The organism is Bradyrhizobium sp. Cp5.3, assembly GCF_000426265.1.
Classification (GTDB): Bacteria; Pseudomonadota; Alphaproteobacteria; order Rhizobiales; family Xanthobacteraceae; genus Bradyrhizobium; species Bradyrhizobium neotropicale.
Genome location: NZ_AUFA01000010.1, coordinates 125,605 through 138,292 on the forward strand (window position 1 = coordinate 125,605; position 12,688 = coordinate 138,292).

Here is a 12,688-nt window from a genome sequence, read left to right on the forward strand (position 1 = left end):
CTCCCGGATCGCGTTGCTTTCGTGCTAGCTGAAGTAACGCACGGGCGCCTCAAAGGAAAGGGCGGCGCCCGGTCACGTGCAATGCATATTCGCAACTGCAAAAGGCTTGCGCGAACGGTTTTGGATTGGCAGAGCCGGGCCATGATGGTTAGGTCCCGCGCAACATGAGCACATCCCTCTCCCCCCTGCTCGCACCGATGCTGTCGAGCGCCGCCATGCGCGCCGTCTGTGACGATCGGTCCACCCTGCAGAACATGCTCGATTTCGAGGCAGCCTTGGCACGGGCGGAAGCCGCCACAGGCGTGATTCCCGCGGCCGCGGTGGCTCCGATCGAAGCCGCCTGCAAGGCTGGCTCCTTCGACCTCGCGGCGCTGGCGGAGGCCGCGACCCGGTCGGGAAATCTGGCGATCCCCCTGGTCAAGACGCTGACCGCCAACGTCGCCAGGGCGGACGGCGAGGCTGCGCGCTACGTGCATTGGGGCGCGACCAGCCAGGACGTCATCGACACCGCGACCATGCTGACGCTTCGCGCCGGCATCGACGCGCTGGACGTCGACCTCAGCCGCGCCATCAAGGGCCTTGCCGCGCTGGCGCGCACCCACCGCAACACCGCCATGGTCGCGCGGACCTGGCTTCAGCACGCGCTTCCGATGCCGTTCGGGCTGAAGGCTGCCGAATATGCCGCAAGCCTCGCCCGCGCCCGCTGCCGGTTGCGGCGGCTCTCCCGCGAAGGCCTCGCGCTGCAATTCGGCGGCGCCGCCGGCACGCTCGCAGCCCTTGGCGATAACGGGCTCAAAGTTGCCGAACAGCTCGCGCAGGAGCTCGATCTTCCCCTGCCCGAAGCCCCCTGGCATACCCATCGCGACCGGATCGCGGAAGCCGCATCAAGCTTCGCGATTCTCGCCGGAAGCTGCGGCAAGATCGCCCGCGACGTCTCGCTGATGATGCAGACCGATGTCGCCGAAGCCTTCGAGCCCGCTGGCGAAGGCCGCGGCGGCTCTTCGACCATGCCGCACAAGCGCAACCCAGTTGCGGCCGCAAGTGCGCTGGGGGCTGCGACGATGGCGCCGCAGCTCGCCGCGACGATTTTTGCCGCGCAGGTGCAGGATCACGAGCGCAGCGCCGGCCCCTGGCATGCTGAATGGCCAACGCTGCCGCAGCTGATGCTGGTCGCCTCAGGAGCGCTCGCAGCTATCGTCGACATCGCCGAGGGGCTCGACGTCGACACGGCGCGCATGCGCAGCAATCTCGATGCGACACATGGGTTGATCATGGCAGAAGCGGTGTCGATGGCGCTGGCCGAGAAAGTCGGCAAGAGCAACGCGCATCATCTCGTCGAGGCCGCGAGCAAGCGCGCGGTCGCCGAGAAGAAGCACCTGCGCGAGGAGCTGTCAGCCGATTCGCAGGTCACCGCGCATCTTACGCCCCAGAAAATTGCGGCATTGTTCGAGCCGATGGCCTATCAAGGGTCCTCGCAGGCCTTGATCGACCGCCTGCTCGACAGCCTCGACCGCGAATAGAACGGAGACGCCGCATGCCCATGATCGATGCCGACGGTTGCCTGATCAACGTCTCCGTCGAAGGCCGCGACGGCGGGCCGACCCTGATGCTTTCCAATTCACTCGGCTGCACGCTGCAGATGTGGGAGCCGCAGATGAAGGCGCTGACGCAGGTGTTCCGCGTCATCCGCTACGACCGCCGCGGCCACGGCAAGTCGAACGTCCCGCCGGGCCCCTATTCGATGGAGCGGTTCGGCCGCGACGTGCTCGCGATCCTCGACGATCTCAACATCGAGAAGGTGCATTGGTGCGGCCTGTCGATGGGCGGCATGGTCGGCCAGTGGCTGGGAGCCAACGCACCGGAGCGCCTCGGCAAGATCATCCTCGCCAACACCTCCTGCTACTATGCCGAGCCGACCAAATGGCTGGAGCGCATCCAGGCGGTGAAGGAAGGTGGCATCGCTGCGGTCGCCGATGCCGTGCTGGCCGGCTGGCTCACGGCCGATTTCCGTGAGCGGGAGCCGCAGATCACCGCGAAGATGAAATCGATGCTGCTCGCCTCCCCCGTCGAAGGCTATCTCGCCTGCTGCGAGGCGCTGTCGACGCTCGACCAGCGCGCGCTGCTGCCGAAGATCAAGAGCCCGACGCTGGTGATCGCCGGCCGCCACGACATGGCGACGCCGATCTCGGCCGGCGAGCTGATCCGCAGCAATATCCCCGGCGCGAGCATGACCATCATCGACGCCGCCCATATTTCCAATGTCGAGCAGCCCCACGCCTTCACCGATGCGGTGGTTGGGTTCTTGACGCAACGCTGATCTCACAACGCATCATTGCGAGGAGCGTAGCGACGAAGCAATCCAGACTGTCTGCGCGGACACGTTTCTGGATTGCTTCGCTGCGCTCGCAATGACGGAGAGGAGGATAGAATGGACGACCAGAAGCGCCGCGATGACGGCATGAATGTGCGCCGCAAGGTGCTGGGCAATGCCTGGGTCGACAAGTCGATCGCCAACCGCAACGCGTTCAACACCGACTTCCAGGACCTGATCACCCGCTATGCTTGGGGCGAGATCTGGACCCGGCCGCATTTCGACGAACGCACGAGACGGGTGCTGGTGATCGGCACCATGGTCGCGCTAGGGCAATGGGACGAATTCCGGCTGCACGTGCGCGCAGCGCTGGCCGAGGGCGGCTTCACCCCCGACGACATTAAGGAAATCCTGTTGCAGCAGGCGATCTATTGCGGCGTGCCGGCAGCGAACCACGCCGTGAAGGAAGCCTCAGCGATTGTGCAGGAGCTCGGCCTGCTCAAAACCTAGCGGCGCGGCGGCCTCGACGGCCTTCGGCGCCTCCGGCCGTTCGATCACCATCACGATCGCCGCACCGAGCAGAAGCAACAGCTCGGTGGCATGCAGCCGGAGCGCGGCCATCTCGCCGACCTTCGAGGCCATCACCATGCTCGCAAACGAGATCAGGCTGCCGATCGCAAGCGCGATGCCGAGGGCTTCGTCGCTGCTGCCGCTCTTGCGGGTGCGGGGAATGCACAGAAGCGCGAGATAGATCGCAAAGAACGCCACAACGGTCGCCCGACCGAGGGCCAGCAGCCAGGCGGCGCGCACCGTGCTCATCCCCGCCATCTGCAGGTGATCGCTGAGGAACAGCGCCACCGCCACGCTCGGCCGCTCGTAGAGGCCATGCACCGGCGCGATGACGATGTTGAAGGCGACGAGCGTCCAGGCCGGAATGAAATAGGCCGCCAGCAGCGCGCCGTTGACTGAGCCGATCCGCCAATTCGTGAACATGCCGCTTCCCGCTTCGTTTGCCGCGCCCCCACGGGGGGGACGGCGGCGATATTGCCGGGAGCTAACTCGCATCGGACTGTGGCGGCAATTTAAACCCTTTGTTTACCTTAACTGGCCCGCCGCCACCTTCGTCATTCCGGGGCGGTCCGCAGGACCGAATCCGGAATATCGAGATTCTCAGGTGCGCATGCGCACCATAGTTCGACGCTTCGCATCGCGCCGAAGGACGAGAGAGCCCAAGCATAGCGCACCCAAAAGAAGAAGGCCCCGCCTTTTCGGCGGGACCTGCACTGCTCTCCACTTGGCCTTGGCTTGCCCGTGGGCTCCCAGTCTACCTGTTATCCTGCTGACCGCCCTGCTGGCCGGGCTTCTCGCCCTGGCGCATCGGATCCTGCTGCTGCTGTCCGGGTTTCTGACCGCCGCCCTGCTGCTGCTGAGGATTGCGCTGGCCGGGGTTCTGACTCTGCTGGCCCGGATTCTGGTTCTGCTGCTTCGTCATTCGGGGGAACTCCCTTGTTGGACGTCAGAGGCGAGACAACGGCCGCCCCTTATTTTGGTTGCCCGCGGAACCCGGTTCCTCCGTTTTGGGGGAACCAGAAGGCGAAAATCACCTCTGTACAAGCCTTTATGTCGAGGCCTGGCCTGTTGCGGCGGCCAGTTCCCTCCTGTTAGAAAACGAGACGAACGCTCAAGGGCTGCCGGGGCCCTAGAACTCTCTCTCTAAAGAGCTCCCTTTGAGCCGCGACAGGTTTGGTACGGCAGCCTATGGATTATTTCGCCCAGCAGCTCATCAATGGCCTCGTGCTCGGCTCGATCTACGGCCTGATCGCGATCGGCTACACGATGGTCTACGGCATCGTCGGCATGATCAATTTCGCCCATGGCGACATCTTCATGATCGGCGGCTTCATCGCCCTCATCACTTTCCTGATCCTGATCTCGCTCGGCCTGACCGCCATTCCGGTGATCCTGCTCGTGGTGCTGCTGGTCTCGATGGCGATCACCGCCCTCTATGGCTGGACCATCGAGCGCATCGCCTACCGGCCGCTGCGCCATTCCTTCCGCCTCGCCCCGATGCTGTCGGCGATCGGCATGTCCTTCGTGCTGACCAACTACTCGCAAGTTGCGCAGGGCGCGCGCGTCAAGCCGATCCCACCCTTCATCACCGGCGGCTACACGCTGCATGAAAGCCCCGACGGCTTCGTGATCCAGCTCTCCAACATCCAGATCATGGTGGTCATCACCACGATCGTGCTGCTGGCGATCTTCACCTGGCTGGTGTCGCGCACCCGGCTCGGGCGCGACATGCGCGCGTGCGAGCAGGACCAGACCATGGCGGCGCTGCTCGGCGTCAATGTCGACCGCACCATCTCGATGACCTTCGTGATCGGCGCGGCGCTCGCTGCCGTCGCCGGCCTGATGTACCTGCTCTATTACGGCCTGGTCGATTTCTTCATGGGCTTCGTCGCCGGCATCAAGGCATTCACCGCGGCCGTGCTCGGCGGCATCGGCTCGCTGCCGGGTGCGATGCTGGGCGGGCTCGCGATCGGCCTGATCGAGACGTTCTGGTCGGCCTATTTCTCGGTGGAGTACAAGGACGTCGCGGCCTTCTCCATCCTGATCGTGGTTTTGATCTTCATGCCGACCGGCCTGCTCGGTCGTCCCGAAGTCGAAAAAGTCTGACGGACCGGCCCGCGTGACAACCATTCCTCAAACCACGCACGCAAGTCGCACCGCCGGCATCCCCTCCATTCTGAAGACCGCCGTCATCAACGCGCTGGTTGCGCTGGTGCTGTTCTCGCTGATGGTCGGCATCCGCACCGAGGCGGGCTCCGACGGCCAGCTCACCTACTGGACGCGCTTCGGCGAGCTCGCCTCGCTCGTCGCCGTCGTGTTCGGCGGCTCGATCGTGATCGAGCTGCTCAGGCAATGGATCGGTCCGGGCGGCGCCGAGCGGCTCGTGCCGCCGGCAGTGCACACCGGAATGGCGTTCGTTGGCCGCTTCCTCGCACCGGCCCTTCTGATCTTCGCCCTGCTGGTGCCGGTGATCTTCTATAACCAGCGCTACATTCTCGATCTCGCGATCCTAGTACTCACCTATGTTATGCTGGGTTGGGGGCTGAACGTCGTGGTCGGGCTCGCCGGCCTGCTCGACCTCGGCTACGTCGCCTTCTATGCGGTGGGCGCCTATTCCTACGCACTGCTCGCCACCAATTTCGGCTGGTCGTTCTGGGTCTGCCTGCCGCTCGCCGGCATCCTCGCGGCCTTCTGGGGCATGCTGCTCGGCTTCCCCGTGCTGCGCCTGCGCGGCGACTATCTCGCCATCGTCACGCTCGCCTTCGGCGAGATCATCCGCCTCGTCATCATCAACTGGCAGGAGCTGACCGGCGGGCCGAACGGCGTCTCCGGCATTCCGCGCCCCACGCTGTTCGGCATCCCGCTCGACAACAGCGACGACGGGCTCGCCGCCAAGCTCGGCATCGAATATTCGCCGACCCATCGCATCGTCTTCCTGTTCTACCTGATCCTGGCGATGGCTTTGCTCACCAACTGGGTGACGATCCGCTTGCGCCGCTTGCCGATCGGACGCGCCTGGGAGGCGCTGCGCGAGGACGAGGTCGCCTGCCGCGCGCTCGGCATCAACACCACCTCCACGAAGCTCACGGCGTTCGCGACCGGCGCGATGTTCGGCGGCTTTGCCGGCGCGTTCTTCGCCACGCGTCAGGGCTTCATCAGCCCGGAATCCTTCACCTTCCAGGAATCGGCCCTGGTGCTCGCTATCGTCGTGCTCGGCGGCATGGGCTCGCAGCTCGGCGTCGCGCTCGCCGCGCTCACGATGATCGGCGGCTTCGAGCTGTTCCGCGGCCTCGAGACCTACCGCATGCTGGTGTTCGGCATGGCGATGGTGCTGATCATGATCTGGCGGCCACGCGGCCTGATCGGCCACCGTGCGCCGACGGTGTTCCTGACGAAGGCGAAGGCGATCTCCTCCGACCTCGTCAAGGAAGGGCACGGATGAGCGGCGAGAGCATCCTGAAGGTCGACAAGCTCACGATGCGCTTCGGCGGCATCGTCGCCGTGCACGAGTTGTCCTTCGCGGCCGAGCGGCGCAAGATCACGGCGCTGATCGGGCCGAACGGCGCCGGCAAGACCACCGTCTTCAACTGCATCACCGGCTTCTACAAGCCGAGCGGCGGCACCATCCGCCTCACCCATGACGACGGCAGGCAGATCGCGCTGGAACGGCTGAACGATTTCCGAATCGCCAAGCAGGCCAAGGTCGCGCGGACCTTCCAGAACATCCGACTGTTTCCCGGCATGACGGCGCTGGAAAACCTGATGGTGGCGCAGCACAACGCGCTGATGCGCGCATCCGGCTTCACCTTTCTCGGCCTCATCGGCGTGCCCACCTACCGCAGCGCCGAGGCGAGCGCCATCGCGCTCGCCACCGAATGGCTGCGGCGGGTCAACCTGCTCGACCGCGCCGACGATGCGGCCGGCAACCTCGCCTATGGCGACCAGCGCCGGCTCGAGATCGCGCGCGCGATGTGCACCGAGCCCGCGCTGTTGTGCCTGGACGAGCCCGCCGCCGGCCTCAATGCGCGCGAGAGCGCCGCCTTGAGCGAATTGCTCCTGTCGATCCGTAACGAACTGGGCACCTCGATCCTCCTGATCGAGCACGACATGTCGGTGGTGATGGAGATCTCCGACCACATCGTGGTGATGGACCACGGCATGAAGATCGCGCAAGGCTCGCCCCGCGAGGTCCGCGACGATCCCAAGGTGATCGCCGCCTATCTCGGCACTGACGAGGAAGAGGCCATCGCCGTGATGGAGAGTGGGTCGTGACCTCACCCCTGCTCGCGATCCGCGGCCTGCGCGCCGCCTATGGCAAGATCGAGGCGCTGAAGGGCGTCGACATCGAGATCAATCCCGGCGAGATCGTCGCTCTGATCGGCGCCAACGGCGCCGGCAAATCGACGCTGATGATGACGATCTTCGGCAAGCCGCGGGCCCGCGCCGGCCAGATCCTGTACGAGGGCCGCGACATCACGGACGTTCCGACCCACGAGATCGCGCATTTGCGCATCGCCCAATCGCCCGAAGGCCGGCGCATCTTCCCGCGCATGAGCGTTGCTGAAAACCTCCAGATGGGGGCGGACGCCACCGAATGCACGGAGGCGGAACGCGACGCGACGCTGGACCGCGTGTTCACGCTGTTCCCGCGGCTCGAGGAACGCTATGCCCAGCGCGGCGGCACGCTGTCCGGCGGCGAGCAGCAGATGCTGGCGATCGGCCGCGCTCTGATGAGCCGCCCGCGCCTGCTCCTGCTCGACGAGCCCTCGCTCGGGCTCGCGCCGCTGATCGCGCGCCAGATCTTCGATGCGATCCGCGTCCTGAACCGGCAGGACGGCCTGACGGTGCTCATTGTCGAGCAGAACGCCAACCACGCGCTCAAGCTCGCCCATCGCGGCTATGTCATGGTCAATGGCCTGATCACGCTGGCCGGAACCGGCGCCGAATTGTTGCAGCGCTCCGAGATTCGCGCCGCCTATCTGGAAGGCGGCCGGCACGGCTAGGCGCCCTCGAGCGCCGCAAATGCGGCGAGATATCCTCAGCCCTGCCCGTATTTTGCCGGTGACTTCTCCGCAAATTCATTCGAGAATGGCGCCGGTTTGAGCCGGGCAGGCCCGGCAACGTCCACAGGCGACCACCCGCGAGGTATCTCATGAAATCACTGAAGCTCATCGGTCTGGCATTCGGCGCATCGATCGCGCTGTCGAGCGCGGCATTCGCGCAGGATGTCACAGTCGCAGTTGCAGGCCCGATGACCGGCGGCGAGTCCGCCTTCGGCCGTCAGATGAAGAACGGCGCGGAGATGGCCGTGGCTGACATCAATGCCGCCGGCGGCGTCAACGGCAAGAAGCTCGCGCTCGACGTCGAGGACGACGCCTGCGATCCGAAACAGGCACGCTCGGTCGCCGAGAAGATCGCCAGCGCGAAGATGCCGTTCGTCGCCGGGCACTATTGCTCCTCGTCGTCGATCCCGGCGTCCGAAGCCTATGCCGACGGCAACGTCCTGCAGATCACGCCGGCCTCGACCAACCCGCTGTTCACCGAGCGCAAGCTCTGGAACGTGGCGCGCGTCTGCGGCCGTGACGACCAGCAGGGCCTGATCGCGGCGCAGTACATCGCCAAGAACTTCAAGGGCAAGAACATCGCGATCCTCAACGACAAGACCACCTACGGCAAGGGTCTTGCCGACGAGACCAAGAAGGCGCTCAACAAGGCCGGCATCACCGAGAAGATGTACGAGTCCTACAACAAGGGCGACAAGGACTTTAACGCGATCGTCTCGCGCCTGAAGCGCGACAACATCGATCTCGTCTATGTCGGCGGCTACCACCAGGAGAGCGGCCTGATCCTGCGCCAGATGCGCGACCAGGGTCTCAAGACGGTGCTGATGGCCGGCGACGCGCTCGCCGACAAGGAGTACGCCTCCATCACCGGTCCGGCCGGCGAAGGCACGCTGTTCACCTTCGGCCCCGATCCGCGCAACAAGCCGACCGCGAAGAAGATCGTCGAGGCCTTCAAGGCCAAGGGCATCGATCCCGAGGGCTACACCCTCTACACCTATGCTGCGATGCAGGTCTGGTCGCAGGCGGCCAAGAAGGCCGGCACGACCGACGCCAAGAAGGTCATGGACGCGATGAAGGCTGGCAAGTGGGACACGGTGATCGGCCCGATCGAGTATGACGCCAAGGGCGACATCAAGCAGATCGACTACGTCGTCTACAAATGGGACGCCAAGGGCGGCTACGCCGAGATCGTCGGCGGCGGCACCTGAGACAGCGAAGCTGACCTTTCATCCAGTCGCATCAGACGCCCCGGTTCGCCGGGGCGTTTTCGTTGGCTAGACGGCCGCCTGTTCGGCGGCCCCCTCCTGGCTTTGGGCCGCCTTGAGCGCCCGCAGCAGGTCATTCGGCCGGAACGGCTTCTGCAGGCACACCACGTTGGCGAGATCGGGCGCCTCGCCCATGAAATCCAGGGCGGTCATGCCCGAGATCGCAACGATCGGGAACCCGGGAACCCGCTCGCGGATGGTGGCCATGACCTCGATGCCGCTGGTATCCGCCAGGAAAATATCGACTATCGCAGCGTCGAAAGCGTCTTCGGCGAAGGCCCTCAGGCCGGCCGCGCCGCTTTCCGCCTCGACCACGTCATAGCGGTTGACGCGGAGCACGATGGCAACCATCGCCCGGACGTCCTTCTGGTCGTCGATAACCAGGACTCGCGGCATGGGAACAACTCCCGGATTCCAATCATTATTTCGTTCAATTCAAACGAAACGTGCGGTACGGCAGTATGCGTCCCACCAGTAAAGCCAACCTTACCAGCTACCCGTTCCGCGTCCCCATCGAAGTTAAGTAAGCTGTAACTCTCGGTTGAGTCGCGGGCTCGTCCCCTTAGGACACGCGCCCGGAGCCGGCTACCATGGAGGATAAGGCAGCCGGCGACTGAAGTGACGCGGTTATCCACGGCGGCCAGCGAGAGGTGAACGTGCCTGTACCGAACGACCGAAGCACATTCCTTTCGACCCTGCCGGCCACACAGAGCGATCGCAGAACAGCATTGGCGATCGTTGGCATTTCCGCGTTTCTGTTCGCCCTGGCCGTCCCCTTCGCCAGCGTTCCGCTTGAACGCATGCCGGCCTTCATCGCGAGCTATCAATCCGCTCTTGCTGTCTGCGACATCATCACCGCAGTCCTGCTGTTCTCGCAGTTTGCGGTGTTGCGGACCCGCGCACTGCTGTGGCTTTCGAGCGGCTATCTGTTCACCGCGGCGGCCGCCGTGGTCCACGCGCTCAGCTTTCCCGGCCTTTTCGCGCCGAATGGGCTGTTTGGCTCCGGCCCGCAGACAACCGCCTGGCTCTATATGATCTGGCACGGCGGCTTTCCGCTGTTCGTGCTGGCCTATGTCTGGTGGAAGGGGGCGAACGGTCGGGCCGAAATGTCGGCTTCGACGCGAAACGCGATCATCGGCAGCCTGCTTGGCGTCGGCGCGGCATTGGCGGCCCTCACCTGGATCGTGACCGCAAGAGACGGTCTACTTCCGCCACTGTTGAAGGAAGGCGGCGGCTTCACGGCGGCGCAGGTGGGCGTGATCTCCTTCGTGTGGTCGTTGAGCTTTGCCGCCCTGATCGGGCTGTGGTTCAGGCGGCCGCATACGGTGCTCGACGTCTGGCTCATGGCGGCGATGTGCGCCTGGCTGTTCGATATCGCCCTGTCGGGGATATTCAACAGTGCCCGCTTCGATCTCGGCTTCTACGCCGGCCGCCTCTACGGCCTCTGCGCCGCCATGTTTGTGCTCGCGGTGCTGCTGGTGGAGAACGTCCGACTCCAGGCCCAGATGGCGAGGCAGGTCGGCAGGCTGCGGCGGCAGTCGAGCTCCGAGCGCGACTATCACGCCGAGCGGGAGCGGCTGTTCAGCGCCGTCGTCGAATCCTCCAACGACGCCATCATCACCAAGTCGCTCGACGGCACCATCACGAGCTGGAATCACGCGGCCGAGCGCGTCTTCGGCTACTCCGCGACGGAGGCGGTCGGCCGCCCGATCGACATCGTCGTCCCCGAGGGACGGCGCGACGAGACCAAGGAAATCCTGGCCCGCACCCGCAACGGCGAGGTTGTCGACCAGCACGAAACGGTGCGGATGAAGAAGAACGGCCAGCTGGTCGACATCATGCTGAGCCTGTACCCGCTGCGTACGCCCGAGGGTAAGATCATCGGCGCCTCCGAGGTCGCCCGCGACATCACCGAACGGAAACGGACGGAGATCGCGCTCAACCGCGAGATCGAGGAACGCCAGCGCATCTTCGAGACCTCGCAGGACCTCATCCTGGTCACCGACGGCTACGGCACTTTCGTCCAGGTCAGCCCGAGCGCGACCGCCATCCTAGGCCTCAAGCCGGAGGACATGATCGGGCGCAGCGCGACCGAGTTCATCCATCCCGACGATCTCGAAAACACCCGCAACGAGATGCGCGCGGCGCGCCGCGGCCAGGTCAAGCGCAGCTTCGAGGCGCGCTACTACCACTACGACGGTCACGAGGTCACGCTGAACTGGATGGGCACCTGGTCGGAGCCCGTGAAGCGCCATTTCTTCATCGGGCGCGACCTCACCGAGAAGCAGGCCGCCGAGGCCCAGTTCCGGCAGGCCCAGAAGATGGACTCCATCGGCCAGCTCACCGGCGGCGTCGCCCACGACTTCAACAACGTGCTCACGGTCATCACCGGCACGATCGGCATCCTGGCGGACGCCGTCGCCGACCGTCCCGAGCTTGCCGCCATCACCAAGCTGATCGACGATGCCGCCGAGCGCGGCGCGCAGCTGACCAAGCATCTGCTCGCCTTCGCCCGCAAGCAGCCGCTTCAGCCGCGCGAGATCGACGTCAACGCGCTGGTGCTCGAAGCTGCCAAGCTGCTGCACCCGACCCTCGGCGAGCAGATCAGCATCACGCCCATGCTCACCGAGGATGCCTGGCCGGCGCTGATCGACCCGGGCCAGCTCTCCACCGCGATCCTCAATCTCGCGCTGAATGCGCGCGACGCCATGCCCGACGGCGGCACCCTGGTGCTGGAGACCCGCAACATCTTCCTCGACGATGGCTATGCCAGCATGAATCCCGACGTGGTTGCCGGCAACTACGTGATGATCGCGGTCAGCGACACCGGCAGCGGAATTCCGCCCGACCTGATCGATCGGGTGTTCGATCCCTTCTTTACCACCAAGGAGGTCGGCAAGGGCACGGGGCTCGGGCTCAGCATGGTGTTCGGCTTCGTCAAGCAGTCCGGCGGCCACGTCAAGATCTACAGCGAGGAAGGCCACGGTACGAGCGTGAAGATCTACCTGCCGCGCTCGAGCGGCGTGCAGGAGACCGAGTACGAGGCGCTCCAGAACGTGCCCATCGCTGGCGGCGACGAGAAGATCCTGATCGTCGAGGACGACACCCTGGTCCGCCAATATGTCGTGACCCAGATCAAGAGCCTCGGCTATGCCGCGCTCGAGGCCGCCAATGCGGCCGAGGCCCTCACCATCATCGATGCCGATGCCGGCATCGACCTGCTCTTCACCGACGTCATCATGCCGGGCAACATGAATGGCCGTCAGCTTGCCGACGAGGCGGCACGCCGCCGCCCCGATCTGAAGACGCTGTTCACCTCGGGCTACACCGAGAACGCCATCGTCCATCACGGCCGGCTCGATTCCGGCGTGCTGCTCCTGGCAAAGCCCTACCGCAAGTCCGAGCTCGCCAGGATGATCCGGACGGCGCTCGCCAGTTGAGCGGCCCCCGCACCTGCGCTATCGCTTCACGTCGTCTGC

General features: G+C 65.1%; 12 protein-coding genes. 9 read left to right on the forward strand and 3 right to left on the reverse strand.

Features of this window, described 5'->3' with window-relative positions:
• The first annotated feature begins 164 nt into the window (after positions 1 to 164).
• From K289_RS0116405 to K289_RS0116415, 3 genes are all read left to right on the forward strand, one after another.
• Complete coding sequence (locus K289_RS0116405; protein WP_027552527.1) at positions 165 to 1,520, forward strand: 3-carboxy-cis,cis-muconate cycloisomerase; 1,356 nt, start codon at positions 165 to 167, stop codon at positions 1,518 to 1,520.
• A gap of 14 nt (positions 1,521 to 1,534) precedes the next feature.
• A complete protein-coding gene (gene pcaD, locus K289_RS0116410) occupies positions 1,535 to 2,317 on the forward strand; it encodes a 3-oxoadipate enol-lactonase (protein ID WP_027552528.1) in 783 nt (260 codons plus the stop codon).
• 111 nt (positions 2,318 to 2,428) lie between these two features.
• Entirely contained in the window at positions 2,429 to 2,821 is a 393-nt protein-coding gene (locus tag K289_RS0116415) for a carboxymuconolactone decarboxylase family protein (RefSeq protein ID WP_027552529.1), read from the forward strand.
• On the opposite strand, the gene K289_RS0116420 is transcribed toward K289_RS0116415, so the two are convergent.
• On the reverse strand, positions 2,783 to 3,304 hold the full coding sequence (locus K289_RS0116420; RefSeq protein ID WP_027552530.1) for a hypothetical protein: 522 nt from the start codon (positions 3,302 to 3,304) through the stop codon (positions 2,783 to 2,785). The genes K289_RS0116415 and K289_RS0116420 overlap by 39 nt on opposite strands.
• A 331-nt stretch (positions 3,305 to 3,635) precedes the next feature.
• On the reverse strand, positions 3,636 to 3,803 hold the full coding sequence (locus tag K289_RS51595; RefSeq protein ID WP_198024720.1) for a hypothetical protein: 168 nt from the start codon (positions 3,801 to 3,803) through the stop codon (positions 3,636 to 3,638).
• Positions 3,804 to 4,069: 266 nt separating this feature from the next.
• On the opposite strand from K289_RS51595, the gene K289_RS0116430 reads away from it, so the two are divergent.
• From K289_RS0116430 to K289_RS0116450, 5 genes are all read left to right on the forward strand, one after another.
• Complete coding sequence (locus K289_RS0116430; RefSeq protein ID WP_027552531.1) at positions 4,070 to 4,987, forward strand: branched-chain amino acid ABC transporter permease; 918 nt, start codon at positions 4,070 to 4,072, stop codon at positions 4,985 to 4,987.
• Between the two features lie 13 nt (positions 4,988 to 5,000).
• Positions 5,001 to 6,323, forward strand: a complete 1,323-nt coding sequence (livM, locus tag K289_RS0116435; protein WP_035684893.1) for a high-affinity branched-chain amino acid ABC transporter permease LivM — start codon at positions 5,001 to 5,003, stop codon at positions 6,321 to 6,323.
• Positions 6,320 to 7,153, forward strand: a complete 834-nt coding sequence (locus tag K289_RS0116440; RefSeq protein ID WP_027552533.1) for an ABC transporter ATP-binding protein — start codon at positions 6,320 to 6,322, stop codon at positions 7,151 to 7,153. Before livM ends, K289_RS0116440 begins: the two co-directional genes overlap by 4 nt.
• Positions 7,150 to 7,884 (forward strand): ABC transporter ATP-binding protein, encoded by a 735-nt coding sequence (locus K289_RS0116445; protein WP_027552534.1) that lies wholly within the window; start codon positions 7,150 to 7,152, stop codon positions 7,882 to 7,884. The genes K289_RS0116440 and K289_RS0116445 overlap by 4 nt, the downstream gene beginning before the upstream one ends.
• A gap of 149 nt (positions 7,885 to 8,033) precedes the next feature.
• Positions 8,034 to 9,152, forward strand: coding sequence for a branched-chain amino acid ABC transporter substrate-binding protein (locus K289_RS0116450; protein ID WP_027552535.1), 1,119 nt, complete (start codon positions 8,034 to 8,036; stop codon positions 9,150 to 9,152).
• 66 nt (positions 9,153 to 9,218) lie between these two features.
• On the opposite strand, the gene K289_RS0116455 is transcribed toward K289_RS0116450, so the two are convergent.
• Positions 9,219 to 9,605, reverse strand: coding sequence for a response regulator (locus tag K289_RS0116455; protein ID WP_027552536.1), 387 nt, complete (start codon positions 9,603 to 9,605; stop codon positions 9,219 to 9,221).
• A 260-nt stretch (positions 9,606 to 9,865) separates the two neighbouring features.
• On the opposite strand from K289_RS0116455, the gene K289_RS0116460 reads away from it, so the two are divergent.
• Positions 9,866 to 12,649: a PAS domain S-box protein gene (locus K289_RS0116460; protein ID WP_198024721.1), complete on the forward strand. Its 2,784-nt coding sequence runs from the start codon at positions 9,866 to 9,868 to the stop codon at positions 12,647 to 12,649.
• The last annotated feature ends 39 nt before the right edge of the window (positions 12,650 to 12,688 follow it).